General features: G+C 37.9%; 26 protein-coding genes, 1 pseudogene and 1 other annotated feature. Of the genes and pseudogenes, 2 read left to right on the top strand and 25 right to left on the bottom strand.

The genetic code is table 11. The annotated features are described in order from the left end of the window. Positions 1 to 422: 422 nt before the first annotated feature. The 20 genes and pseudogenes from rpoD to rpsU all read right to left on the bottom strand — a co-directional run bounded on the left by rpoD (position 423) and on the right by rpsU (position 18,513). Positions 423 to 1,550 (bottom strand): RNA polymerase sigma factor RpoD, encoded by a 1,128-nt coding sequence (gene rpoD, locus QFZ28_RS09685; RefSeq protein WP_034675043.1) that lies wholly within the window; start codon positions 1,548 to 1,550, stop codon positions 423 to 425. Positions 1,551 to 1,593: 43 nt separating this feature from the next. Then, complete coding sequence (gene dnaG / locus QFZ28_RS09680) at positions 1,594 to 3,405, bottom strand: DNA primase (RefSeq protein ID WP_307194431.1); 1,812 nt, start codon at positions 3,403 to 3,405, stop codon at positions 1,594 to 1,596. Positions 3,406 to 3,982: 577 nt separating this feature from the next. Then, entirely contained in the window at positions 3,983 to 4,792 is an 810-nt protein-coding gene (locus QFZ28_RS09675) for a pyruvate, water dikinase regulatory protein (protein ID WP_307194430.1), read from the bottom strand. Between the two features lie 53 nt (positions 4,793 to 4,845). Continuing rightward, positions 4,846 to 5,494: pseudogene (locus QFZ28_RS09670) on the bottom strand (helix-turn-helix transcriptional regulator). Positions 5,495 to 5,547: 53 nt separating this feature from the next. Then, positions 5,548 to 6,930 (bottom strand): glycine--tRNA ligase, encoded by a 1,383-nt coding sequence (locus QFZ28_RS09665; protein ID WP_307194429.1) that lies wholly within the window; start codon positions 6,928 to 6,930, stop codon positions 5,548 to 5,550. Between the two features lie 162 nt (positions 6,931 to 7,092). Continuing rightward, positions 7,093 to 7,278 (bottom strand) — a binding site (T-box leader). 54 nt (positions 7,279 to 7,332) lie between these two features. Continuing rightward, on the bottom strand, positions 7,333 to 8,085 hold the full coding sequence (gene recO, locus QFZ28_RS09660; protein WP_307194428.1) for a DNA repair protein RecO: 753 nt from the start codon (positions 8,083 to 8,085) through the stop codon (positions 7,333 to 7,335). A 30-nt stretch (positions 8,086 to 8,115) separates the two neighbouring features. Then, positions 8,116 to 8,259: a YqzL family protein gene (locus QFZ28_RS09655; protein WP_081954416.1), complete on the bottom strand. Its 144-nt coding sequence runs from the start codon at positions 8,257 to 8,259 to the stop codon at positions 8,116 to 8,118. A 161-nt stretch (positions 8,260 to 8,420) separates the two neighbouring features. Beyond that, on the bottom strand, positions 8,421 to 9,338 hold the full coding sequence (era, locus tag QFZ28_RS09650) for a GTPase Era (protein WP_307194427.1): 918 nt from the start codon (positions 9,336 to 9,338) through the stop codon (positions 8,421 to 8,423). After that, a complete protein-coding gene (locus QFZ28_RS09645) occupies positions 9,328 to 9,729 on the bottom strand; it encodes a cytidine deaminase (protein ID WP_307194426.1) in 402 nt (133 codons plus the stop codon). Before QFZ28_RS09645 ends, era begins: the two co-directional genes overlap by 11 nt. Positions 9,730 to 9,907: 178 nt before the next feature. Further along, the gene (locus tag QFZ28_RS09640) at positions 9,908 to 10,285 is read right to left on the bottom strand and encodes a diacylglycerol kinase family protein (RefSeq protein WP_373428055.1); all 378 of its coding nucleotides are present in this window, start codon (positions 10,283 to 10,285) and stop codon (positions 9,908 to 9,910) included. Then, on the bottom strand, positions 10,269 to 10,742 hold the full coding sequence (gene ybeY, locus QFZ28_RS09635; RefSeq protein WP_307194424.1) for an rRNA maturation RNase YbeY: 474 nt from the start codon (positions 10,740 to 10,742) through the stop codon (positions 10,269 to 10,271). Before ybeY ends, QFZ28_RS09640 begins: the two co-directional genes overlap by 17 nt. After that, on the bottom strand, positions 10,739 to 12,907 hold the full coding sequence (locus QFZ28_RS09630; protein ID WP_307194423.1) for an HD family phosphohydrolase: 2,169 nt from the start codon (positions 12,905 to 12,907) through the stop codon (positions 10,739 to 10,741). The genes ybeY and QFZ28_RS09630 overlap by 4 nt, the downstream gene beginning before the upstream one ends. A gap of 190 nt (positions 12,908 to 13,097) precedes the next feature. Next, positions 13,098 to 14,066: a PhoH family protein gene (locus tag QFZ28_RS09625; RefSeq protein ID WP_307194422.1), complete on the bottom strand. Its 969-nt coding sequence runs from the start codon at positions 14,064 to 14,066 to the stop codon at positions 13,098 to 13,100. Beyond that, positions 14,063 to 15,256 (bottom strand): sporulation protein YqfD, encoded by a 1,194-nt coding sequence (gene yqfD, locus QFZ28_RS09620; protein WP_307194421.1) that lies wholly within the window; start codon positions 15,254 to 15,256, stop codon positions 14,063 to 14,065. The genes QFZ28_RS09625 and yqfD overlap by 4 nt, the downstream gene beginning before the upstream one ends. Next, on the bottom strand, positions 15,253 to 15,555 hold the full coding sequence (gene yqfC, locus QFZ28_RS09615; RefSeq protein ID WP_307194420.1) for a sporulation protein YqfC: 303 nt from the start codon (positions 15,553 to 15,555) through the stop codon (positions 15,253 to 15,255). The genes yqfD and yqfC overlap by 4 nt, the downstream gene beginning before the upstream one ends. Before the next feature lie 91 nt (positions 15,556 to 15,646). Continuing rightward, the gene (locus tag QFZ28_RS09610) at positions 15,647 to 16,072 is read right to left on the bottom strand and encodes a hypothetical protein (RefSeq protein ID WP_307194419.1); all 426 of its coding nucleotides are present in this window, start codon (positions 16,070 to 16,072) and stop codon (positions 15,647 to 15,649) included. Between the two features lie 36 nt (positions 16,073 to 16,108). Then, positions 16,109 to 17,074: a flotillin-like protein FloA gene (floA, locus tag QFZ28_RS09605; protein WP_307196990.1), complete on the bottom strand. Its 966-nt coding sequence runs from the start codon at positions 17,072 to 17,074 to the stop codon at positions 16,109 to 16,111. Positions 17,075 to 17,123: 49 nt separating this feature from the next. Next, positions 17,124 to 17,759, bottom strand: coding sequence for an NfeD family protein (locus QFZ28_RS09600; protein ID WP_307194418.1), 636 nt, complete (start codon positions 17,757 to 17,759; stop codon positions 17,124 to 17,126). A 118-nt stretch (positions 17,760 to 17,877) separates the two neighbouring features. Further along, on the bottom strand, positions 17,878 to 18,324 hold the full coding sequence (locus QFZ28_RS09595) for a GatB/YqeY domain-containing protein (protein ID WP_307194417.1): 447 nt from the start codon (positions 18,322 to 18,324) through the stop codon (positions 17,878 to 17,880). A gap of 15 nt (positions 18,325 to 18,339) precedes the next feature. Further along, entirely contained in the window at positions 18,340 to 18,513 is a 174-nt protein-coding gene (gene rpsU / locus QFZ28_RS09590; protein ID WP_075686208.1) for a 30S ribosomal protein S21, read from the bottom strand. 212 nt (positions 18,514 to 18,725) lie between these two features. Between rpsU and QFZ28_RS09585 the strand changes: the two genes are divergently transcribed. Together QFZ28_RS09585 and QFZ28_RS09580 are read left to right on the top strand one after the other, a co-directional pair. Continuing rightward, entirely contained in the window at positions 18,726 to 19,508 is a 783-nt protein-coding gene (locus tag QFZ28_RS09585) for a Na/Pi symporter (protein ID WP_307194416.1), read from the top strand. A gap of 28 nt (positions 19,509 to 19,536) precedes the next feature. Next, positions 19,537 to 19,659, top strand: a complete 123-nt coding sequence (locus QFZ28_RS09580) for a hypothetical protein (RefSeq protein WP_307196989.1) — start codon at positions 19,537 to 19,539, stop codon at positions 19,657 to 19,659. Between the two features lie 557 nt (positions 19,660 to 20,216). Here the strand turns inward: QFZ28_RS09580 and deoC are convergent. The 5 genes from deoC to dnaJ form a co-directional block, all read right to left on the bottom strand. Then, a complete protein-coding gene (gene deoC, locus QFZ28_RS09575) occupies positions 20,217 to 20,891 on the bottom strand; it encodes a deoxyribose-phosphate aldolase (protein ID WP_307194415.1) in 675 nt (224 codons plus the stop codon). Positions 20,892 to 20,985: 94 nt separating this feature from the next. Continuing rightward, positions 20,986 to 22,341, bottom strand: a complete 1,356-nt coding sequence (gene mtaB / locus QFZ28_RS09570) for a tRNA (N(6)-L-threonylcarbamoyladenosine(37)-C(2))-methylthiotransferase MtaB (RefSeq protein ID WP_307194414.1) — start codon at positions 22,339 to 22,341, stop codon at positions 20,986 to 20,988. A 5-nt stretch (positions 22,342 to 22,346) separates the two neighbouring features. Next, the gene (locus QFZ28_RS09565) at positions 22,347 to 23,099 is read right to left on the bottom strand and encodes a 16S rRNA (uracil(1498)-N(3))-methyltransferase (RefSeq protein ID WP_307194413.1); all 753 of its coding nucleotides are present in this window, start codon (positions 23,097 to 23,099) and stop codon (positions 22,347 to 22,349) included. Between the two features lie 104 nt (positions 23,100 to 23,203). Continuing rightward, a complete protein-coding gene (gene prmA, locus QFZ28_RS09560; protein ID WP_307194412.1) occupies positions 23,204 to 24,145 on the bottom strand; it encodes a 50S ribosomal protein L11 methyltransferase in 942 nt (313 codons plus the stop codon). Positions 24,146 to 24,162: 17 nt separating this feature from the next. Beyond that, entirely contained in the window at positions 24,163 to 25,293 is a 1,131-nt protein-coding gene (gene dnaJ, locus QFZ28_RS09555) for a molecular chaperone DnaJ (RefSeq protein ID WP_307194411.1), read from the bottom strand. Between the last annotated feature and the right edge of the window lie 112 nt (positions 25,294 to 25,405).

Raw genomic sequence — 25,405 nt, 5'->3', positions numbered from 1 at the left:
TCTTCTACAAACAACTACTATTTTACTTTAAAAACTTCAGAAGGAAAAGCCCTAAACTTGTTTTGTCGCGATAATATTAATAAAAAATGCAACTTTTTGGCTGATATTTTTAAAAAGTAAGTCTTTATATACTGCCCCTATATGCCTTTTAACAAACAATTTAAGTTATTTTTGAATATGTTTTTCTTATTAATAACATGTACTGATTAGGCATTGTGATACCGATTAGGCTTTACTAGAAAAATGATTAATGTTTATATTGAAAAAGATTACTTTAACCTATTTGCAAAGTGTAAAACAATTCAGTAAAATAAATACAATATCGTAAATAGAAAGTGCTTTCATTCCCAATTACTTTATTCTCAAAAAAAAATAGTTTACCTCTAAGTTAAGAAGTAAACTACCGATTATATTTTTAAGTTTTATTCTAAGAAGTCTTTGAGGCGTTTGCTGCGGCTAGGGTGCCGTAATTTACGCAATGCCTTTGCTTCAATTTGACGAATACGTTCACGAGTAACACCAAAAACTTTTCCAACCTCTTCAAGTGTACGAGTGCGACCGTCATCTAATCCAAAGCGTAAGCGAAGGACGTTTTCTTCCCGGTCTGTTAGTGTATCAAGAACATCTTCAAGCTGCTCTTTTAATAATTCATAGGCAGCATGCTCTGAAGGTGATGTAGCGTCTTGGTCTTCTATGAAATCACCGAGGTGCGAATCATCTTCCTCACCGATAGGAGTTTCAAGAGAGACAGGCTCTTGTGCGATTTTCAAGATTTCCCTCACTTTATCCGGTGTTAGGTCCATATCTTCGCCAATCTCTTCTGGAGTTGGTTCGCGGCCAAGGTCCTGAAGTAATTGTCTCTGAACACGGATAAGTTTATTAATGGTTTCAACCATATGCACAGGAATACGAATCGTTCTAGCTTGGTCAGCTATCGCTCTAGTGATGGCTTGACGTATCCACCAGGTAGCATAAGTACTGAACTTAAATCCTTTGCGATAGTCAAATTTTTCAACTGCTTTAATTAGTCCCATATTCCCTTCTTGAATCAAATCAAGAAAGAGCATACCGCGTCCAACATATCGTTTTGCAATACTAACGACAAGACGGAGGTTAGCTTCTGCCAGGCGTCGTTTTGCTTCTTCGTCGCCTTCTTCAATACGGTTAGCCAATTTGATTTCTTCTTCAGCAGAAAGCAGGTCTACACGACCAATTTCTTTTAAGTACATACGAACAGGATCGTTTATCTTCACACCAGGAGGAACGCTAAGATCATTTAAATCAAACTCATCGTCATCTCCTTTTGCTAATTGCTTAGGGTTTGGATCTTCTTCGTCACTTTCTCCTACTAATTCGATTCCTTGGTCACCTAAGAACTCATAAAATTCATCCATTTGATCGGACTCTAAATCAAAGTTTGCCATTCTTTCCGCAATATCATCGTAGGCAAGGACTCCGGTTTTTTTACCCAGTACCGTTAACTGATCTTTTACTTGTTCGAAGGTCAATTCATTCTCGGCCTCTTTTGAACGGGCTGATTTTTCAGCCATATGTCCCCCTCCTTCTGAGAATCAAAGACATTAAAAATGGAATCTATAGCGATTTACGCAATTGTTTGATTTCAGTAGCAATTGCAGCTGCTGTACCATAATCTTTTTGCCGCTCTGCTTCTTTAAGTTCCACTTCTTTTTCTTTTATCTTTAACAATTTTTGATAATTCAACACCTGTTTGATATAATCAGTTAATTCTTGATTGCTTAATTCATCATTAACTGACATCATTTCGATGTCAGCAACTATTCTTCTAAGATTTTCATCTTGAATATAGGTTAACAATGCACTTGAATCAGGATTCATATGATCTTCATAAAAACCAATTAGATAAGTTATTATTGCCTGATGATCATCACTATTAAACGTATTACCCTGCAATAAATCCTGAATCTTATAAGCTGTGTCCCTGTTTCTTAACATATGGGCAATTAATCGCCTTTCAGCAGTATAATGTGCAGGCTTTAATTTGTTCTCCTGCTTAACCATTACACGAGGCTTATTAACCAGGTGCTGATTTTGATTACTTGAATTCCTTTTTTCTGCGAAGAAAACCTGCTTTAGCTGTTGTTGTAACGCGTCTAACGAAATCGAAAATTCTGATGCCAGCTGACGCAAATAATGATCTTTTTCAACAGCTTTTGTCAATTTACTTATTTCTTTAAGTATTGTTTCGATATAGGCAAGCCGTTCTCCTTCAATTTGAAGATTTTTTCCTCTTCGAAAGTAAAGAAATTTAAATGCCATCCATGTAAGACTTGCACCTATGACCTCATTACGGAACTTTTCAGGACCATTTTTTTTTATATATTCATCTGGATCAAGTCCATCTGACATCATAGCAACTTTAATGGTACATCCAGCGTCGACAAGCATATTTCCAGCTCTATAAGCCGCTTCAATTCCTGCTTTGTCCGAATCAAAACAAATCGTAATGGACTGGGTATTTTGCCGTATAAGTGTGATGTGCTCTTCTGTCAAGGAGGTACCCATTGTAGCGATACCATTATCCACACCAGACCTGTCTGCAGCTATTACATCTGCAAATCCTTCAAATAACACTGCTTGCTGTAATTTACGTATACTTGGTTTGGCCAAATGAAAATTATATAAAATTTTGCTTTTATTAAAGATTGCCGTTTCGGGACTATTTAAATATTTGGGCTCCTCGGCCCCTAAAGATCTCCCTGAAAAAGCAATACTGTTTCCATTTCGGTCAAAAATCGGAAACATAATTCGATCTCTGAATCGATCAAAATAGCTCCCATCCCTTTCTCGTTTGATAATCAGTCCGGCTTTTTCCATTATTTCAGGAGAAAATTCCCTTTTACTAAGGAATTTATATACAAAGTCCCATGAATTTAAGGAATAACCAATTTGAAATTTATCAATCGATTCTCGGGTAAATCCTCTCTTCAGCAAATACTCTAAAGCATGTTGACCGTCTTTTGTATTTACCAATAAATGATGGTAAAATTTTGTTAACAGCTCATGTGCGTCAAGCATTGACTGAAGTTCCGGAGTAACGCTCTTTCCCTTCCCATTTACTGAGAAGTTTACTTGTAAGTCAATATTAGCCTTTTCAGCTAATTTAATGGCTGCTTCTAGAAAAGAGATTCCTTCCAGCTCCATTAAAAATGAGAAAACATTTCCTCCCGCTCCACAGCCAAAGCAATGGTAAATTTGTTTATCGGATGAAACGGAAAATGATGGGGAGTTTTCTCCATGGAAAGGGCATAATCCGAAGTAATTTCGCCCTTGTTTTTTTAGTTGAATATACTCGCTAATAATTTCAACAATATCAACAGATTGACGAATTTGATTAATTTTTTCTTCGGCAATCCGTTCTGCCATGAAAACATCTCTCCATTGTACTTATTCTACAAAGAAATCTAAATTCCTGCATTTTTCGACAAAATTTCAGTGTCTAAAATCCTTTATAACAGTAATATCCCCCTTTGCAGTATGATTCATGATGAATAAGTCCGCTGCTTCTTTTCTGGAATCAACATATTTCTATGTTGCATTACCATATGTAGTCTTATTGTTTCCATGAGGATCATAAGAAGCGATAAAAAGAACTTTAAACGGAAAATGTAGAAGCAATTTCGACAATTTCCTTTTTAATCGGGCATGAATCTGCATCTACAAAAATAGTTGGAATGCCTTCTGTATTAGTAATAATTCTACATCATTCCGCATATTCCTTCTTTAAGATGCTAACTTTTTAGGAGCGGCCCCAAAAAGACTTATGTCGAATTTTTTCCTGTTGGTTCCCTTGACATCTAACAATAAATAGTTTATTCGTATACATGCAAGTCTAAACCTAAAAGATTCATTTTTATCACAATTTTTTATTATAGTACATTCTTTTGCACATTTCCATAGTTTTTTATCGTTAAATGAAAAACACATAATCTAAGATTATGTGTTAAGCCCTTCTTTTATGAAAGTAACTTAGAATAACATTCGCTGTTTCTTCAACTGCCTTATTGGTTACATCAATAACTGGACAATTAATTCTATTTACTATCTTTTCAAAGAAGGTTAATTCATCACGAATTCTCTCAATATTTGCATAGCTGGCCTGATCATTCAGTCCTAAGGAGATTAACCGTTCCCGCCTAATATTATTTAGTTTTTGCGGGCTGATTTTAAGTCCAAAGCACTTCTCTGCAGGAACCTTATACAATTCCTCAGGCGGGTCAACTTCGGGAACTAACGGTACATTCGCAACTTTTAAACGCTTTAAAGCTAAATATTGTGACAGCGGTGTTTTTGACGTTCTAGACACTCCGATTAAAACGATATCTGCTTTTAGTATTCCTCTTGGGTCACGTCCATCATCATATTTAACTGCAAATTCAATGGCTTCTACTTTTTTAAAGTAATCTTCATCCAATTTTCTTACCAATCCGGGTTCGCACAGTGGGGTTTTCCCGCTGAAAATTTGAATTTGGTCCATAATCGGCCCCATTAAATCTACGGCATAAATTCCTGCATCGTCGGCCTTTTCCTTCATATACGCACGCATATCTGGTTTTACCAAAGTAAAAGCGATCATAGCGTGGTCCATCGTAACAAGTGAAACTACTTCATCAATATGTTCCTTATCTTCAACATAAGGGAATCTTTTCAATGTCATTCCTGACCCATTAAATTGGCTGATTGCTGCTTTTGTAACTAATTCAGCTGTTTCCCCCACTGAATCAGATACTACATATATGACTGGTGTAATCATTCTTCCTCAACAGCTCCTCTAGAAAATCCATTATTAGTAACTACATTCAAATATTAGGATGTGCTACCATTTCCTAAATCAACGAATGCTTTTGTTATGTTTGTCTTTGTAATTCTCCCTATTACTTCATATCCCTTTTCTGTAGGCCTGACTATAGGCAGCGCATCAATTTGTTTATCAATTAATAATTTTAGCAACATCGATTAAATTATCATCCATTTCACACATTGTAATATTTGGCATTCTAGTCATGATGATGTTGATTGGTAGTGCAGTAAGCTCTTGTTTGCCAATACTTGCTCTTAGAAGGTCCTTTCTTGATAACACCCCAACCAAAAGAGAGTTTTGGTCTACAACAAATAATGTACCCACATCCTCAAGGAACATTGTACAAATTGCATCGTACACCGAAACGTTTTCTTTTACTAGGATTGGGATTGAATTATAATCTCTTACACGTATTTTCTGGAGATTTTCAGTCAAAAGCTGAGTCCCGGATTTTCCAGTATAAAAATATCCTACACGAGGTCTTGCGTCTAAGTATCCAGCCATTGTTAAAATGGATAAATCCGGCCTTAAGGTTGCTCGTGTCAAATTTAGCTGTTCAGCAATGTTCTCCCCGGTTATCGGTCCATTATCCTTCACAATCTGAATGATAAGTTCTTGGCGTTTGGTCAGTTCTATTTTTCTCACCACCATCATTTAATCCATAATCTAGAGGGGCGGTACTGACCGCACCCTCAAAAACTCAAGAATTAAAACATAATTTTTTCTTGGATGAATGTAACTAATTCTGCGATTGGTACGCGGGTTTGTTCCATTGTGTCGCGATCTCGGATTGTTACCATGTTGTCTTCTTTTGAATCAAAATCGTAGGTAATACAGAATGGTGTACCAATTTCGTCATGTCTACGGTAACGTTTACCGATTGAACCTGCTTCATCATAGTCAACAGAGAAATGCTTAGCCAATGTCTGAAACACTTCTCTGGCTTCGTCTGAAAGCTTTTTAGATAATGGAAGAACGGCTGCTTTAAATGGTGCCAGTGCGGGATGAAAGTGCATAACAGTTCTGGAAGTACCGTCTTCAAGCTGTTCTTCATCATAAGCGTCGATTAAAAATGCTAATGTTACCCGGTCCGCACCTAGAGAAGGTTCGATACAGAAAGGAATATATCTTTCATTTGTCTCTGGATCAATATAGTTGAAGTCCTCACCAGAGAATTGCATATGCTGCTTTAGGTCATAATCGGTTCTTGAAGCTACGCCCCAAAGTTCTCCCCAGCCAAATGGGAATTTATATTCAAAGTCGGTTGTTGCATTACTATAATGGGAAAGTTCATCCTCCGAATGGTCTCGAAGCCTTAAATTTTCTTTGTTTAACCCTAGTGAGTGAAGCCATTGCTCAGCAAAGTTCTTCCAATAATCAAACCATGTTAACTCTTCACCAGGCTTACAGAAAAACTCAAGCTCCATTTGCTCAAATTCACGCGTACGGAAAGTAAAGTTTCCAGGTGTAATCTCATTTCGGAAGCTTTTTCCGATTTGTGCAATTCCAAAAGGCAGTTTCTTTCTCATAGTACGCTGGACATTTTTAAAATTAACAAAAATCCCTTGTGCCGTTTCAGGGCGAAGGAAAATTTCATTTGAGCTGGACTCCGTTACCCCTTGGAAGGTTTTAAACATTAAATTGAATTGGCGAATGCCTGTAAAATCGTGACTGCCACAGTCCGGACATGCGATATTATGTTCTTTTACAAGCTCTTCCATTTTTTCAAATGGCAAACCATCAACAATCATCTCTATACCTTTTTCATCAAGAGCATTTTCAATTAGCTTATCGGCCCGATGTCGTGCTTTACAGTTTTTACAATCAATCATTGGATCGTTAAAATTGCCGATATGACCAGAAGCTTCCCAAGTTCTTGGGTTCATTAAAATGCTTGCATCTAATCCAACATTGTAAGGAGACTCTTGCACAAACTTCTTCCACCAAGCTTGTTTAATGTTGTTTTTAAATTCTACTCCAAGTGGACCGTAATCCCATGTATTTGCAAGTCCTCCATAGATTTCAGATCCTGGAAAGATAAATCCTCTATGTTTCGCGTGAGAAACAATTTGCTCCATTGATACTGTCATTTTCACTACTCCTCTTCAATTAATGATAAAAGGCTGTGTTAACAATGTCTGTTGATTGGAGCTCCAGGCACTTCGCTTTAATCAACAGAGTGCCAAAATTAATACTGGCTTTAACACAGCCAATGAAAAATAAAAAACTCCCGTCGCTATGCTTAAGATAAGCATAGGGACGAGAGTTACCCGCGGTTCCACCCTATTTGCTGCTAGTCAAAAAGCAGCCTCTTTTATGTGTTTACACACATGTTATGCTCAAGAACGCCTTCCTTAGGTCCCTATACCCTAGCTCTCACCATCCTAGGTTCGCTTTTACAGAGATTGCTAAGTACTCTTTTCCATCATAGCAACTATTTATTATATTAAATCACATAATATCGAAATCTAAAATAAATGTCAATAAGTGAACTATAGTTGATTTCGAAATTTTTCCATAGATTGAAGAAATTTCTTTGTTTTTAGATAAAGACCAGAATATTCTTCGTAGTAAGCTGTTATAACCTGCTTTAACTCATCCTTGGTTTCTTGTTTTACCGAGATATTTCCTAATCTCGAGAGATCAAAATAATAAAATAGTCGTAATAATTTCACAGATGATGGCGATAATTTATAATGGTATGGATCTTTTTCTATACATCGGTGGCAGATAAATCCGCCTTCCCGAATGGAAAAAGAAAAAAGTCCGTCTGTGCTGCCGCAAACGGAACATTGATTTAGAATTGGATGTAATCCCAATACATTCAGCATTTTCATTTCATAGATATTCATAAGGATATCTGGATCATAACCTTCATTCAAATAATTAAGCGTTTGAAAAAGAAGTTCGAAATGAAATGGGTTTGGTTTTTTATCATCGGTACATTTATCTGTCAATTCAACAATATAACTAGCATAGGCAGTTAGGAATATATCTTCTCCAATCCCACGAAGGCTGGTAATCATTTCTCCCTGTTGTACACTGCCTAATCCAGTTCCTCTTTGGACAAGAAAATAACCGTGGGTGAAAAGCTGGGTAATCGAGGAAAGCCGGCTATTAGGCTTTTTTGCTCCTCTTGCCATAACGCCGATCTTTCCCCATTCTCTTGTGTATAACGTAATGATTTTATTGGTTTCACCATAATCTGTAGTTCTAATGACAATGCCTTCACATTTTTGGAGCATATAGTCACCATCCCGATACATTAGACAAACTTATGAAACGGGAAAATCCATTTGCGCTAGATCTTCATTCTGATTTCCGGGTATTTCTTGGTTTTCCTTCTCAAGCTCTTTATAGAGAAGATAAGTGTCAATATTGCCTGTCTGTAGGAATACTTTCCACGTAAAATCCATCATCGAAAACCCCACCTTTCATGATTTAGACTAGCCTTTTTAAGAATCCCAAACCTTACAATTATCATAGCCTGCCCAAGCAAAAATCATAAGACGAAAAATTTGTTAATGTTGTCCATGCATAATTTTATAAAATCCTTAATATTTTAGTTAGGGTTTAGATATTAATATTCATCTTCATTAAAGCCAAAATCGCGAAGCTGGGACATTTTATTCCGCCAATCTTTTTGAACTTTTACCCAAAGCTCTAGGAAAACTTTTGAGCCTAAAAGATTTTCAATATCGACTCGGGCTCGTTTCCCAATCTCTTTGAGCATACCCCCTTGTTTCCCAATAATAATGCCTTTTTGAGAGTCTCTCTCGACAATAACAGTTGCCATTACATGAATAATATCCTTTCCTTTTTGCCGTTCGATTTTATCAAGGACTACGGCAAGAGAGTGAGGAATTTCTTCACGTGTTAAGTGCAGCGCTTTCTCTCGTATTAATTCAGTGATTATAAATCTTTCTGGGTGATCGGTTACCTGATCCGCCGGATAATACTGCGGTCCTTCAGGTAAATAAACTTTAATTTGTTCTAATAATCGTTCCACATTATTTCCTTCAAGTGCTGAAATTGGAACAATTTCTTTAAAAGGATACTTTTCTTTATATGATTCAATTAATGGCAGTAATTCATCTGGGTGTATTTGGTCAATTTTATTTATAACAAGGAAGATTGGTGTGTTAATTGTTTGGAATTTTTCAAGGATGAATTCTTCACCACGGCCAAATCCTTCCTCAGCATTTACCATAAATAAGATTAAATCAACTTCTTTTAACGTGTTTTGTGCAACCTTCATCATAAAGTCGCCGAGCTTATGCTTTGGCTTATGAATCCCTGGTGTGTCAATAAACACCATTTGGGTATCATCTAACGTCAATACACCCTGAATTTTATTACGAGTCGTTTGTGGTTTATCACTCATAATCGCAATCTTCTGACCTATAACTCGATTTAGAAATGTTGATTTTCCTACATTAGGACGGCCAATAATTGAAATAAAACCTGATTTATACCCTTTATTATCATTACTCAGCATGTAAATCCTCCGGAGAAAAGGCACCTGGAAGTAATTCTGCTACCGTAATTTCTAAAATATCACCTTTAAGGTTGGTTAGTACGACCTTCATGTCTTGCGGACAAAGTTCCGAGATTACCTGCCGGCATGCCCCGCATGGCGAACAAGGACGGTCAGTATCAGCGACAACTGCAAGCATTGTAAAATTGCGATCACCTTGAGAATAGGCACTAAATAATGCAGTACGTTCAGCGCAATTGCACATGCTATAAGCGGCATTTTCAATGTTACATCCATGATATATTTTTCCATCTGTTGTTAATAATGCTGCTCCTACTCCAAATTTAGAATATGGAACGTAAGCTTTTTCTCTTGCTTTCTTTGATTCTTCGATTAAGTTCTCGATGTTCAAAGTTCATTCTTCCCTTCCAGCAATAATCTGCCGCTTTCTTTATTTTACCCTAAAAATGTCATAAAATCATCACTTGTAGCGAAAAAGTAACATAAAAATTTGAATTTTCATAAAAATCAACTAATTTACTTATATCGGACAAAGATGATAAGTATTGTACCGAATTCGCAATTTCATTTCAAATTAACCATCTAAAAAAATACGGTAAAAAGATGGTGCTTCCAACTAAAACTGCTATAATTGCATAAATAAATACCGCTCCGGCTGCTAGGTCTTTAGCTTGTTTAGCAAGTGGGTGGTAATCATCGGTCACTAAATCAACGACACGCTCGATTGCTGTGTTTACTAATTCTAATGAGAAAATTCCACCTATTGCTACTATAACAAATAACCATTCAAGTTTACTAATTGAAAAGAATATGGAACACCCAATTACGAGTAACGATACAAAAAAATGGATGCGCATATTTCTCTCAGACCAAAGGGCTGTCTTAATTCCGGCCAAGGCATAAGAAAAAGATTTCCATAATTGAACTTGCTTATCTCGTGAGTCCATAAGCATCTAAAATATCCTTTTGTCGAGAGAACATTTTTTCTTCCTCTTCCTTTTCCATATGATCATAGCCGAGAAGATGAAGGAAACCGTGGACAGATAAAAAACCAAGTTCACGGATAAATGAATGTCCATATTCCTTTGCTTGCTCTTCTGCCTTTGGGATGGAAATAATTATATCTCCTAACACACGAGGAAGCTCCTCCCCTATCAATTCAATTTCACCTTCACCGAGCTCTTCCATCGCGAACGAAATTACATCCGTAGGGGCGTCCTTGTCTCTATATTCACGGTTAATTTCGTGAATTCTTTCATTGGTTACAAATGTAACTGAAACTTCACTATTATCCTCGACACTTTCTTTTTCAGCTGCAAAGTTCAATAGTTTTTCGATTTCTTCCATTTGCTCGTCCGACAGTTGATCCGTTTCATCTACTAAATCAATCATCAACTTGTTCATCCTTGAACCACCTTCTTTGTCATTTCTGGATATTCGATTCTAGAGTGGAAAATTCCCTTTAACGTTTCACAAAAAGAGTGGGAAACCGTTTCTAGTTCTTTTAAAGTTAAATCACATTCATTTAATTGCCCATCCTGGAGCCGGTCAGCAACAATTTTCTTAACAAGTGACTCGATGGTTTCCGGTGTAGGCTGGTTAAGAGATCTAACCGCTGCTTCTACACTATCAGCAATACCGACAATTGCCGATTCTTTTGTCTGAGCCTTTGGACCAGGATATCGATAATCCTCTTCATTTACATTTTCTCCACCTTGCAGCGCTTTATGGTAAAAGAACTTCAAAAGCGTGGTACCGTGATGTTGTTCAGCAATGTGGATGATTTCTTTGGGCATATTATATTTTTTTAAAATGGCAGATCCATCTTTCACGTGAGAGATAATGATATTAGCACTTTTATCTGGCGGCAGACGATCATGCGGATTTTCTTGGTGCATTTGGTTTTCGATGAAAAAGTTTGGCCGTTTTGTTTTACCAATATCATGATAATAACAGCCTACCCTTGCCAGTAAACCATTTGCTCCTATCGCTTCGCAGGCTGCATCTGCTAGGTTTGCAACCATCACACTATGATGATAGGTTCCAGGTGCTTCCATTAATATTTTCCGTAAAAGTGGATGATTTGGATTAGAAAGCTCAATTAACTTCATAGTTGAAAGAATACCAAAGCTTGTCTCCAAAAGTGGTAATAACCCCATTGTCAGGACAGCTGAACCAATTCCTGAAAAAATGGCTGTTAAAATATAATACCCATATTCTAATCCAGAAAATTGTCCATTTGGCAAAAACATTAGTGCCCAAATGGTGAACAGATTTACAGCAGCCGTAAATGATCCAGCTTGCAGGATTTTTGAGCGTTGGTTTTGCCCGCTTAAAAAGAGCACACCAGCAAGTGCACTAAACAATATATATATTCCTACGGAAAAATTTAGTGTTCCCGAGACACCTTCATTAAACAAAATACTTCCGAAAATCGAAAAAATAATGGAGGAAAGAATCGCTAATTTCTCATCAATTAATATCTTGATTAGCATTCCTCCCATTGCCGCAGGGAATAAGTAACCTATACCTGAATAGTTAAAAATTTGGAGCATACTGATGATTTTCAAAATAAAAAACGTCAGGATAAAAACAATCCCAAATAAGAGAAGATCCGTCTGTCTCTTTTCAGGATGGTCCTTCAACTGATAAAAATAAAAGTAAACGGAGGTCAGGATAATCGATATTAGTATCATTAAACCAATAAATGGTTTATACGATTGTTTATTATCTAATAGACCAACTAGTTCTAGCTGGCGAAATTCTTCCTGACGGATTAGTTTACCTTCTTCGATAATAATTTGCCCTTGAAGAATTTTTACAGGTTCCACAGATTCTGCCGCCTGCTTACGCAGTTCTTCTGTTGCCTCTGGATCATAGAATTCATTCTGAATAACTGCATATCTTCCTAATTCTATTGCTGCATTTTTTAAGTCACCATTTAAGGTGGTAAATTTTAATTCTTCTTCTAAACTTTTTTTAGCATTTTCTACGTCATCCGCAGAAATTCGTTTGTTCATAACGTTATTAATAGCCGTCACCGTTAGATCTTTAGCAATCGATAATTCATCGTTGCTTGCTTGTACCAGTGCAGTAAAAACACGCTCTGAAAGATCCTTGATTACACGATCTGTTAATTTACCCTTTAACATGGTCACTTCTTCTTCAACAGTTGGTTCCATAACATTAATAGGGTCTTCATCAAGCACATCTTGTTTTTTCGTTTCATCTTCTATGTCATCATTTACCTCTGAAGCAGAGTCAAAAATCGATGTAATTAAATCTACTTGATTCTTGGAATATTCCTTTTTCAATGTATAGACGTCCTGAACCTGCTCCAATGCCTCTTGACGTTTTTTTTCTGTACTGATTTTATCTTCGACCGTGGCTGGAGATCGAATGGTTTTATCTGCAACTGTTAAAAGACTTATGTCTAGTTTCTCAGGCTTTACATTCCCATACATAGAGGTAAATAAGACTACTCCTAAAACAACAAAAACTAACAATCTGAAGAAGGTATAATCTAGAAGCTTTTTTATTTGAATTAAGTATTGCTGGATTTTTTTCAACTTACTCCCCCCAAAGCATCTAAATAACCCTAGTCAAGTATGTAATTACGCTTTATGTAAAATGATAACAGTTTTTCCTTAAAGTTTCATCCTCTAATGAAATATGAGCCATTTTTCCATGGCAATTGTTATGATTATATGGCAAAAAGGGATAAACCATAAGCAGGTTTATCCCTCTATTCCATGCGTTTTAATTTTGCAGTGGCTTCTTCTCATAAGCCTCAATAATTCTGCCTACTAATGGATGACGAACAACATCACTTTGTTCTAAGAAAACAAAGGATATTCCATTGACGCCTAATAAAATCTTTTCGGCAGCGATTAGTCCTGATTTTGCCCCTTTTGGTAAATCGATTTGTGTTTGGTCGCCTGTGATGACCATTTTTGAACCAAAGCCAAGACGTGTTAAAAACATCTTCATTTGGGCATGAGTGGTATTTTGAGCTTCATCTAAAATGACAAAGGCATCATCTAATGTACGCCCTCTCATATAGGCAAGTGGAGCAATTTCGATGGTTCCACGTTCTATTAATCGTTGTGTATGTTCGGCACCTAGAACGTCATTTAAAGCGTCATATAAGGGACGTAAATACGGATCAACCTTTTCTTTTAAATCACCTGGTAAAAATCCAAGGCTTTCTCCAGCCTCCACTGCAGGCCGCGTTAGAATGATCTTGTTGACTTGCCCATTCTTCAACGCATTGACCGCCATAACGACGGCTAAATACGTTTTTCCTGTTCCTGCGGGACCAATCCCAAATACAAGGTCATTTTGTCTAATGGCCATTATATATTGTCTTTGTCCGAGTGTCTTAATTCGAATCGTCTTTCCTTTTACATTCTTCGCGATTTCCTCGTCATAGAGATTATCAAAGTAATCCAGTGTACCTTTTTGAGCCATCTGAATGGCTGACAAGACATCTCTTTGACTGATGGTTACACCTTTTCTAATCACAAAAATTAACTTATCGAGAATTTGACTGGCGAGTACAACTCTTTCCTCATCGCCGGATAAGCTGACGGACTCGCCACGCGTGACGATTGATACTTGCAATTCTTCTTCAATTATTTTTAGATTTGAGTCTGCGTTGCCTAAGAGAGCTATCGCTTCTGCTGGATTTTCAAGTTGTACATTAATTGTTTTTAAGTTAACTGTCATTCAGTAGTCTCCTTAGGTATTGGTTGTCCAACCGCTATATTTTCGATTATCTTAAAATGGATATCTAGGATAACTTTACCATTTTTCAACTCTTTGTGTAAAATTTTTTGGTCTTTAATGATAGCTTCTTCATCCAAACCACTTTTTATTTTATCTTTTGCTAATTCCAGTGCATTTTTTTCGGCTTCTTTTTGTGTGTAAATACGAGTTGTCTCTTCACGTGCTCTTAAAGTTTCGTCCCCAATGGAGATTGGCAGCCCCCATTTTAAAAACCGGATTTTCTTCACATTCCTGTCCACTTCGTATTCCTGGAAATCCGGTTCGCCAAATCCCCAAATTGGGATTTCTAGATTACCCAAGATTAAAGAAAATTTTTGCTTTTCCTGACCATTGAATACAAAGAATTTCGTTTCTAACGGCAATTCAACATGGCTCCTATACCACGTTTCCCCCCAAACCTCACCAATGGCTGTAACTTGCTCGGTTTGACCTTCTTTTCCAATAACACCAGATACTAACAATTGCCCAGCTTCTACATGGTCATGTATATCAACCATTTTTTGTCCTGTTTCAACATACATGGAATCAATAATAGCTTTCTTTTTTGCAACCAGATTTCTAGGTGCAAGTTGCTCCGGCTTTTCAGGCTCTTTCTTCTCAACCACTTGAAGGTGGTAGGTTGTCCCCTTTAATTCCACACCTACCCAAGTAAGGTTCCCAACATTGTTAGTCAATTTCCTTTGTATCCCTTCCACGTTATCCACAAAAAACTGGACTTTTCCAATTTTTACTCCCATCTTGTCCAATTCTTTGCGAATCTGATACTCTGTTGCAGGTTTTGCTCCTTTTATTTCTATACCCCAAATCACATTTGATAAAAACATAATAATCAGCAAAAAGAGAAGAGCCCCTCCTACAAAACCACTGTTTTTCAATAGCCGTTTAAATAAAAAAGGCATACCTGCCCTTTTTAAGAATGTAATCGAGCAATCTCTTTCTCTTGCATAACGTCTAATTCTTAATGCGTCCTGAAGTCTCATTGTAAAGGTAATCGTTTCGGTCCCGTGTCGTTTTACATTCCATATAATCAGACCGTTTCTGATTAATACATTTAAGAACCTTTCTATGCCTCTTCCTGATACTTTGACGGTTACCTTGCCAGATATGAATTCGATCCATTGGTTTTTCATTTGGTTCCTCCTGGATTTTCATTTATATAAATGACCTGATCAATTTTTCCTTCAAGCAAAATTTCTTCAGGTAATATGGTCTTTATCACGAAAGACTTACCCTTTATTTGTAATTGACCCTGCTTTAACAACAGTCGCAATTCTTTATCAGTAAAGGTAATCAACCCTCTATGATTCTCGATGTAAATATGGATTTGCCCAATCATAGTGATTCGGGGCAAATCCATCATGACATCTTGAGGAAGATCCATTTTTTGTGCCATCCAGTTCCGGACACGCAGGCCCCATTTTTTTGCCATAAAAAAAGAACCCCCTTTCATCTCATATTTATGAAATGAAGGAAGGTTCTAGCACTTCTTTTTCGATTTATACTAATTTGCAATTATTCATTTAGCTCTTTCTCGAAAAATATGGTTTTTTGGCTCGTGGTTCACCGAGAATTTCTCCCCAAATGATCCCATTTATAATTGTTTTTTCATCAGGTTTTTCAAATGAAACATCCGCTGAATCAACTTTTAATAAAGTGGATTCAACCGGCTGCTCTAGTTGTTTTATGGGAACCACAGGCTTATGCTTTATTTCTAGATATTTTTCCTCTAAACTCGGCAAATTTGTATCTAGCAGCACAGGCTGACCTGTAGAGATTTGACCAGGTTTTCGCTGCTTTTTCATCATTTGTTGTTCAACTTGGGTGCGAATATCAGAAAACCCTTTTGCAGTAAATGGCTTAGTTCTTCCAGGCTTATTCTTACCCTTGGCCTTACTAAAGATGGACGAAAGAATTCCGGCAATAATCAAAAATAATATTGTTTCCAAGCCCGACCCTCCTTCTTTAAAGAAATAATCGGCTGTTTAGCGGTCGTCTTTTTTATCACCTGTCATCTTTCCGATAGAGCCGCGCATATCTGTATCTGCAGAAATATTTTTATAATTCATATATTCCATTACACTGATATTTCCAGATTTTAATGCTTCTGCCATGGCCAGTGGTACCTCTGCCTCGGCCTCTACAACCTTAGCTCTCATTTCCTCTACTTTTGCCTTCATTTCCTGCTCTGTAGCGACAGCCATAGCCCTGCGCTCTTCTGCTTTTGCCTGGGCTATCTTCTTATCGGCTTCAGCCTGCTCCGTTTGCAGCTCCGCACCGATGTTTCTTCCTAAATCGACATCAGCTATATCAATCGATAGAATTTCAAAAGCGGTGCCTGAATCTAATCCTTTAGCTAATACTGTTTGCGAAATCAGTTCAGGGCTCTCGAGGACTTTACTATGGTCAAGTGAGGAACCTATTGTCGATATAACCCCTTCACCTACACGTGCTACAACAGTGTCTTCACCCGCCCCCCCGACAAGACGGTCGATATTAGCTCGTACGGTAATTCTCGCTTTTGCCTTTACTTCAATACCGTTCATGGCTACACCTGCGATAAATGGTGTTTCAATTACTTTAGGATTAACACTCATTTGCACCGCTTCTAATACATCACGTCCTGCTAAATCAATCGCAGCACAGCGTTCAAATGTTAACTCAATGTTCGCCCGATGGGCAGCAATTAAAGCATTAACTACTCTATCGACATTCCCGCCAGCTAAGTAATGACTTTCTAACTGATTGGTTGTCACATTTAGACCAGCTTTATGCGCCTTAATAAGCGGATTTACAACCCGGCTCGGTGTAACCCGTCTAAGTCTCATCCCAACTAATGTAAAAATACTAATTCGAACCCCTGCAGCAAGGGCAGATACCCAAAGCATTACCGGTACAAAAGATAATAATATTCCGAGAAAAATCAATGCAACAACAATGATACCAATCATAAATAAACTTCCACTTGTTAATTCCACCGCACTTACCTCCTCTTTCGGACTAATTTACTTTTCTGACCACGATTCGTACACCTTCGACCTTGATTACTGTAATTTTAGCATTTTGATCAATGAAACCGCCTTCACTTACAACATCAATTCTTTCATTGTTAAAAACGGCCGTTCCTGAAGGTCTTAAGACTGTTAATGCAATACCTTCTTTACCTAGTAAATCTGTACGATTTATGTTAGATACATAGCCATCTTCTTTTTTCGCAGTATCAAACAAAATCATTCGATTAAATAAAACCATTTTCTTGACCAGGACCTTAATCATAAAAAATAAAACCGCAATAGAAACACAAATTGAAATAAAAATAGATATTCCCATGCTCAAAGGATTTTCTCCCGCCAGAAACAGACTCGCTATTAAAGCAGCCAATCCCAGCGTGCCCGAAATAGCTCCTGGAAGAAAAAATTCTAAAAAGATCAGCATGATCCCAACTGCAAATAACATAATTGTTCCAAAACCGGCAAGACCAGCTTGAAAATGTCCATAAAAGAAAAGAAGTAATGCAAATAAACCTATGAATCCTGATATCCCAAACCTTGATGAAAAAAGCTCATAAACAATAGCTGCCCCTGCAATGGTTAATAACAACGTTACAACGATTGGATCAGTTAAAAACTCAATCATGGTTACCCTCCCTTCTAGTCGACACTATGTATACGTTTTAAATCCAAATAAGTTTCAAGTTATCCAAAACAGTGAAAAACCGCAAGCTAAACGCTTGCGGCTTTGGTTGTCAGAATAATTATGAAAGGTGTTGTTGTACGTATTTATTTACGAGTGACCCGTCTGCTTTACCCTTTACTTTAGGCATAATCGCAGCCATCACTTTTCCCATATCCGCTTTTGATTTTGCACCGACTTCAGAGATTGTTTCTATAACAATTTCTGACAACTCTTCTTCGGAAAGCTGCTTCGGTAAATACAGTTCGACGATAGCCAACTCTGCACGCAATTTATCAACAAGGTCTTGACGACCTGCTTTATCAAATTCATGGAGGGATTCTTTGCGTTGTTTCACTTCGCGAGAAAGGATAGTTAACTCAGCTTCTTCGGAAAGCTCTTTTGTACCAAGCTTAATCGCTTCATTTTGCAATGAAGCTTTTACCATCCGAATCGTTGTGAGTTTGTCTTTTTCCTTATTTTTCATCGCTTGTTTCATGTCACTATTTAAACGCTCGAGAAGACTCATAAATTACACCCTCTCTTAGAACTTACGTTTTCTTGCTGCTTCAGACTTTTTCTTACGCTTTACACTTGGCTTTTCGTAGAATTCGCGCTTTCTTGCCTCTTGCAAAGTACCAGTTTTTGATACTGTACGTTTGAAGCGACGAAGAGCATCTTCAAGCGATTCGTTTTTCTTAACGACGGTTTTAGACATTCTCTTTCCCTCCCTCCGAAACACAACACACTTACATTCAATCCATGTACCTTGCAATTATAATATATCATAGAAACAAGGTCAACTGTATTTGTAGAGTTGAAACAAGCTTTTAATATTTTTATTCATATCTCCATAACTTTTTGAACAACTCCCCATAAATCCGGCATGTCCCACTTCCTCAGGCATACAATTAAGAGAGGGGTGAAGACATGCTTTACATACTATTATTTATATTATTTATCTTATTATTTATCTTTGGCATGACCATAATAAGGTTCGGATTATTTAATTTGTCGGGGAATAAATTAAAAGGATGGCTGACTAAACTAACACGTACACCACTAAAAGGTATGGTGACAGGCACCTTTGTTACTGCATTATTACAGAGCAGTTCGGCAGTGATGGTTATCACAATTGGATTAATATCAGCAAAGATCATGACTTTTCCTCAATCCATCGGGATTATCTTAGGCACAAATATCGGAACCACATTTAAAACTGAGCTGATAACCTTCAATCTTGATAAAGTTTTAGTACCACTCGCTATTATTGGAGCATTACTTACCTTTTTTAAATCAATTAAAATTAGAAGTATCGGAATGGTCACCTTTGGTATCGCCTCAGTGTTTACAGCAATGAAAGGCTTTGAGCTTTTAGCTAAGCCATTGACTGCACTCCCATTTATCAATAATTTTATCCTCTCTATTAACGACAATATCTTACTAAGTATTTTAACTGGAGCATTTATTACTGCAATTATACAATCTAGTACAGCTATGACAGGTATCACCATGGGTTTTTTAACTGCAGGTCTTCTTCATCTTGATGCTGGGATTGCGATCGTATTTGGGGCAAATATTGGGACATGTATTACAGCGCTAATCGCTTCGATTGGAGGCGGGAAAGAATCAAGATTGGCTGCTTTTGCACATGTTTGGCTAAATGTTGCCGGCGTTGTGATTTTTACCTCCCTTTATTCCTTATTTGTCTGAAAATGCCCATATATTAGCGAATGAAAAGATGATTCAGTTAGCCCACATTAGCGTAATTTTTAATGTGGTTTCATCCATTATGGTTTTGCCATTTGCAACTAAATTTGGTGAAATGATACTGAAGATACATGGTGGAAAAACAAGTAATTAACTAAAAGACGGCCTTTGGCCGTCTTCTGATTGTCGAGAAAGGTTATTTTTCTCGGATCTTTTATTTTGATGACAGATCATATGCGCTTCTCAGAAGGATTAGTCCTCAATCCAGGGGCTTGAGGACAAATCAACACGCGCCACCAGAAGGATTAGTCCTCAATCCGGGGGCTTAAGGACAAATCAACACGCACCACTTGAAGGATTAGTCCTTAATCCGGGGTCTTGAGGACAAATCAACACACGCCACTAGAAAGATTAGTCCTTAATCCGGGGTCTTGAGGACAAATCAACACGCGCCACTTGAAGGATTAGTCCTTAATCCGGGGTCTTGAGGACAAATCAACACACGCCACTAGAAAGATTAGTCCTCTATCCGGGGTCTTGAGGACAAATCAATACGCGCCACTAGAAAGATTAGTCCTCTATCCGGGGTCTTAAGGACAAATCCTACGAACCGTCTATAATAGAAAAACGCGGAGCATTGTCAAATTTATAAAAAAATAATGGCTATCGAAACTATCTCGACAGCCAGAAGACGGCCTTTGGCCGTCTTTTTTAGTAGTCAGAAGAGGATGTTAATCCTTTCAGAATTGCTATTCCCGCACTTGCGCCAATTCTCGTTGCTCCTGCTTGAATCATTTTTTCCGTATCTTCGGTATTACGGACTCCTCCAGAGGCTTTTACTCCAATATCAGGCCCAACAGTTTCCCTCATCAGCTTAATATCTTCTACTGTAGCACCGCCAGTTGAGAAACCTGTGGATGTTTTTACAAAGTCTGTACCAGCCTTAACTGCAAGCTCACAGGCACGAACTTTTTCTTCCCTTGTAAGCAAGCTTGTTTCAATAATAACCTTTGTTAACGCTCTTCCCTTTGCAGCGTCCACAACTGCCCGAATATCTTTTTCAACTAACTCATCATTTTTATCCTTTAAAGCGCCGATATTGATAACCATATCCACTTCATCAGCGCCATTTTCTATCGCATTATTTGTTTCAAAAGCCTTTGTTTCCGGCGTTGCAGTGCCTAGTGGAAATCCAATAACGGTGCACACCTTAACGCCGCTTCCGCTAAGTAACTCTCTAGCTGTGCTTACCCAAGTTGGATTTACACAAACTGAAAAGAATTTATGTTCTATTGCCTCTTGGCACAGGGTTTCAATTTGCTGGCGGGTTGCGTCCGCTTTTAACAATGTATGGTCTATCATTGAAGCAATATTGGTAGTAGCCATTTTTACATACCCCTTTTCTAATCCAACTTCATAAGATATTTGATACTAACATTAGAGTACCCAAATCCCCAAAAAAAAGGACCAAACTAGGTCCTTAAATAGCAGCTTCTTCTTTTGTAAATACTTCTGCTTTTATATCTTCTTCAACAATTGTGACAAATTGTCCTTCATTGTATGGATAACCTGCTTTTGTAAGTTTTACTTTAACAAGTTTACCAATCATTTCTTCTGTTGCAGGGAAAACCACTTTTAAATAATTATCTGTGTAACCAACATATAATCCATCATTGAATTCTTCTTCAGGAATTACTTCCAATACATCATTTTCAAATTGCGAAGCATATTCCTTAGCTAACTGATCAGAAAGAGCTATTAAGCGGTGTACACGCTCATTTTTAACCTCTTCATCCACCTGGTCTTCCATCCTTGCAGCTGGAGTTCCTGTCCGCTTAGAATAAGGGAAAACATGTAATTCAGAAAATTTATGTTCATTAATAAAATTATAGGTTTCCATAAACTCTTCTTCTGTTTCACCAGGAAAACCAACAATAACGTCAGATGTAACCGCAAGACCTGGAAGCACCTCTTTAAGGCGATCTAATCTTTCACCAAAGAACTCCATTGTATATTTACGACGCATTCTTTTTAATACAGTATTGGAGCCAGATTGTATTGGGATATGCAAATGACGAACAATAATATTTGAGTGTTTGATTACTTCAATTACTTCGTCTGTGATTTGACTTGCTTCAATAGATGAAATCCGAAGTCTTTCTAGCCCTTTAACTTGGGCTTCTAACTCACGGAGCAACAAGGCTAAATTGTAATCCTTCATATCTTCACCGTATCCGCCTGTGTGAATCCCGGTTAATACGATTTCTTTATAACCTGCATCAACAAGCTGAATAGCTTGGCGAATAACTTCCTTTGGGTCACGGGATCTCATTAATCCGCGTGCCCAAGGGATAATACAGAACGTGCAGAAGTTGTTACAACCCTCTTGGATTTTCAATGAAGCACGTGTACGATCTGTAAACGCAGGAACATCAAGCTCTTCGTAAACACGATTTTTCATAATATTGCCTACGCCATTAATTGGCTGGCGTTCTGTTTTATACTGTTCGATGTACTCAAGCATTTTCACACGATCCTGGGTCCCAACTACAATATCAACACCCGGTATCGCCATAATCTCAGCAGGTGAAGTTTGAGCATAACATCCTGTAACACAAATTACGGCGTCAGGATTTTTACGTACAGCCCGTCGAATCACTTGACGGCTTTTTTTATCGCCAGTATTTGTTACCGTACAAGTATTAATAATATAGACATCGGAAATTGATTCAAAATCAACTCGATCATAGCCTTCTTGCTTGAACAATTGCCAGATTGCTTCAGTCTCATAATGATTCACCTTACATCCAAGTGTATGAAAAGCGACTGTTGGCATTGTATTCATCTCCTCATTAATTCAAAATGGTAGGAAATCGCCGCTAGAGCAAATAAGGGCGCAGTTTCCGTTCTTAAAATACGCGGACCTAAGCCGCATAGGGTAAAATCATTTTCCTGTAGAATGTGGACCTCATCTTCTGCAAGCCCACCCTCAGGACCAAAAACTAAAAGCAGTGATTCCCCTGGTTTCATTTTTTGTAATGTTGCTGAAAAAGTAGAAGTTTCACCGCTTCTGCTTTCTTCCTCGAAAGCAACTAATTTATAATGAAAATTTTTGCCTTTTTCTATCAAAGCTTTAAAATTCATCGGGCTTATAATTTCAGGTACAATGGCTCGATGGGATTGTTCCGCAGCTTCTTTGGCGATTTTTTGCCATCTCTCTACCTTTTTACCAGCTTTTTTATCATCCCATTTTACGACAGAACGACGTGCTGCAAAAGGAATAAACTCGTTGGCACCAAGTTCAGTACCTTTTTGAATAATCCATTCAAGTTTGTCCCCTTTTGGGAGTCCGCTTGCAATCGTAATTGAAACAGGAAGCTCCGACTTATCATCTTTCCATTGTACAACGTCTGCAACGACTTGTTCATCGGTAATTTTTGCAATTTCACAAACTGCTGCTTTTCCTTCAGGTTCAACACATATGATTTTGCCCCCGGTTTCCATGCGCATTACCTTAATAATATGATGGCGGTCATCACCATCAATCACAAAACGATTTTCATTTGCTCGTTGTTTAACAAAGTACCGTTGCACACGATGCACCCCTCTAAAACATTTTACTCTTTATTTTACTGCAATGAATGTAACATTTAAAGCAGAGAAATAGAAAAAAGGGGTATTATCCCCTTTTTTCAGCATTATACCCTTTTAGCAATAATCGCAACCCAATCTTCCATTAAGATGGTTTCGATGATTTCAAATCCGGACTGTATGAGTCCTTCTTTTACTTGATCTTTCTTCTGCTGAATAATTCCTGAGGCAATAAAAGTTCCCCCAGGTTTCACAACATGTGCTACATCATCTGTAAAACGCAAAATAACTTCAGCTAAAATATTGGCTACAACCACGTCAGCTGAATTCTCTTCTACACCATCTAAAAGGTTATTTTGCGAAGTGGTTACCTTATCACTTACTTTATTAAGCTTTATGTTGAGTCGCGCTGATGTTACAGCAACTTCATCTAAATCATAGGCACGAACATCTTCTGCACCTAGCATAGCTGCAGCAATACTTAGCACACCTGATCCAGTTCCAACATCAATTACCCTGTCACCGGGAACTACTGTTCTTTCTAGAGCTTGAATACACATTACCGTTGTTGGATGTGTTCCGGTTCCGAAGGCCATTCCAGGATCCAATTCAATGATTAATTCATCACTGCTGACTGGAGTGTATATCTCCCAAGTAGGAACAATAGTAAACTTCTCTGAAATTTTAACAGGATGATAATATTTCTTCCATGCTGTTGCCCATTCTTCCTCGTTCACTTCACTAATGGTCACTTTATTTATTCCAATATCAATATTGTGGATTATAAGGTTATTAATCGATTCTTTTATCGCATCTACCGTTTCACCTAAGAAGCTGTTAACAGGCAGATATGCTTTAACGATAACTCCTTCTTCAGGGTAATCATCTGGATTGAGTTGGTAGATTTCCCCGAATTGATCTTGTCTTTCCTTTGTTAGTTCAAAAGGATCCTCAATAACTACGCCGCTGGCACCGGCCTCATGTAATATATGCGATATTGGTTCAATCGCTTCATTTGTAGTGTGAATACTAAGTTCAGACCACTTCATTCTACCAACTCCAATCCTTACTCGCCCTTAAAGGCTCGTTTTACTTTTGAGAAAAACCCTTCTTCATGTTCACCGATTGGTGAGTTACCACTAAGATCTGCAAACTCACGAAGAAGCTGCTTTTGTTTATCCGTTAACTTCGTAGGAGTGATCATACGGACAATAATATGCTGGTCCCCTACCCCATAACCACGTACATTAGGAATTCCTTTACCTTTAAGTCGGAATTTAGTACCTGTTTGTGTTCCAGCAGGAACCTTAAGTTTTACTTTTCCATGCAGTGTTGGCACTTCAATTTCTGCACCAAGAGACGCTTGAACGAAGGTTATTGGCATTTCACAATAAACATCATCGCCATCTCTCTCAAAAAACTCATGTTCTCTTACGTGGAAAACAATATATAAATCGCCAGATGGGCCTCCGTTAATTCCGCCCTCACCTTGTCCAGAAATTCTTAGCTGTTGCCCATCGTCAATACCTGCAGGGATTTTAACATGTATTTTTTTCCGCTTTTTCACTTTACCAGTGCCGCCACAGGTTGAGCATTTATGTTTTATCTCTTTACCTGTACCATTACAATGGTGGCAAATGCGGCGATTAACAACTCTGCCAAATGGTGTATTTTGCTCAATATTTAACTGTCCTGTTCCATGACAGTGCTGACATGTTTCTGCTTTGGTACCTTTTTTAGCACCAGACCCGCTGCATGTACCACATGTTTCTTCACGTGGGATTTCAATATCTGTTTCTTTTCCAAACGCTGCTTCCTCAAACGTAATCGTCATCGTGTACTGCAGGTCTGCACCTTGTCTTGGAGCATTAGGATCACGTCGTCGCGATCCGCCTCCACCGCCGAAGAACGTATTAAAAATATCTTCGAAGCCGCCAAAGCCGCCGCCAAAATCAGCGCCACCGCCAAAACCTTGATTTGGATCAGTATGACCAAATTGATCATAGTGTGCCTTTTTTTGATCATCGCTTAGAACCTCATAAGCTTCAGCGATTTCTTTAAATTTATCTGCAGCATCCGGCTCTTTGTTAATATCTGGATGATATTGTTTAGAGAGCTTTCGATATGCTTTTTTTATCTCATCCTTAGAAGCGCTCTTACTAACACCAAGCACCTCATAGTAATCTCGTTTACTCATGATTACCACTCCCGAATCTTTCACATAAAGATTATTCTAACATTTATAAGAAGGTCATTGCAATAAGAAATGCACAAGGCGCTTGCTTATCGTCGACTAGCATAAGACGAGC

This window comes from Neobacillus niacini, from assembly GCF_030817695.1.
In the GTDB taxonomy this organism is placed as follows: Bacteria; Bacillota; Bacilli; order Bacillales; family Cytobacillaceae; genus Neobacillus; species Neobacillus niacini_F.
This window is presented reverse-complemented; position numbering and strand designations above follow the sequence as displayed.

Coding starts and splice junctions, on each gene's coding strand:
- QFZ28_RS09595 (WP_307194417.1), bottom strand. CDS start 18,324: ATGAGTCTTCTCGAGCGTTTAAATAGTGACATGAAACAAGCGATGAAA.
- dnaJ (WP_307194411.1), bottom strand. CDS start 25,293: ATGAGTAAACGAGATTACTATGAGGTGCTTGGTGTTAGTAAGAGCGCT.
- QFZ28_RS09655 (WP_081954416.1), bottom strand. CDS start 8,259: ATGATGGATTTTACGTGGAAAGTATTCCTACAGACAGGCAATATTGAC.
- recO (WP_307194428.1), bottom strand. CDS start 8,085: ATGCTCCAAAAATGTGAAGGCATTGTCATTAGAACTACAGATTATGGT.
- yqfD (WP_307194421.1), bottom strand. CDS start 15,256: ATGAAAAACCAATGGATCGAATTCATATCTGGCAAGGTAACCGTCAAA.
- QFZ28_RS09580 (WP_307196989.1), top strand. CDS start 19,537: ATGATTCAGTTAGCCCACATTAGCGTAATTTTTAATGTGGTTTCATCC.
- rpsU (WP_075686208.1), bottom strand. CDS start 18,513: ATGTCTAAAACCGTCGTTAAGAAAAACGAATCGCTTGAAGATGCTCTT.
- deoC (WP_307194415.1), bottom strand. CDS start 20,891: ATGGCTACTACCAATATTGCTTCAATGATAGACCATACATTGTTAAAA.
- mtaB (WP_307194414.1), bottom strand. CDS start 22,341: ATGCCAACAGTCGCTTTTCATACACTTGGATGTAAGGTGAATCATTAT.
- rpoD (WP_034675043.1), bottom strand. CDS start 1,550: ATGGCTGAAAAATCAGCCCGTTCAAAAGAGGCCGAGAATGAATTGACC.
- QFZ28_RS09585 (WP_307194416.1), top strand. CDS start 18,726: ATGCTTTACATACTATTATTTATATTATTTATCTTATTATTTATCTTT.
- QFZ28_RS09665 (WP_307194429.1), bottom strand. CDS start 6,930: ATGACAGTATCAATGGAGCAAATTGTTTCTCACGCGAAACATAGAGGA.
- ybeY (WP_307194424.1), bottom strand. CDS start 10,742: ATGAACAAGTTGATGATTGATTTAGTAGATGAAACGGATCAACTGTCG.
- yqfC (WP_307194420.1), bottom strand. CDS start 15,555: ATGGCAAAAAAATGGGGCCTGCGTGTCCGGAACTGGATGGCACAAAAA.
- QFZ28_RS09675 (WP_307194430.1), bottom strand. CDS start 4,792: ATGATTACACCAGTCATATATGTAGTATCTGATTCAGTGGGGGAAACA.
- QFZ28_RS09600 (WP_307194418.1), bottom strand. CDS start 17,759: ATGATTGAGTTTTTAACTGATCCAATCGTTGTAACGTTGTTATTAACC.
- dnaG (WP_307194431.1), bottom strand. CDS start 3,405: ATGGCAGAACGGATTGCCGAAGAAAAAATTAATCAAATTCGTCAATCT.
- floA (WP_307196990.1), bottom strand. CDS start 17,074: ATGATTGGTATCATTGTTGTTGCATTGATTTTTCTCGGAATATTATTA.
- QFZ28_RS09625 (WP_307194422.1), bottom strand. CDS start 14,066: ATGACAGTTAACTTAAAAACAATTAATGTACAACTTGAAAATCCAGCA.
- era (WP_307194427.1), bottom strand. CDS start 9,338: ATGCTGAGTAATGATAATAAAGGGTATAAATCAGGTTTTATTTCAATT.
- QFZ28_RS09640 (WP_373428055.1), bottom strand. CDS start 10,285: ATGGACTCACGAGATAAGCAAGTTCAATTATGGAAATCTTTTTCTTAT.
- prmA (WP_307194412.1), bottom strand. CDS start 24,145: ATGAAGTGGTCTGAACTTAGTATTCACACTACAAATGAAGCGATTGAA.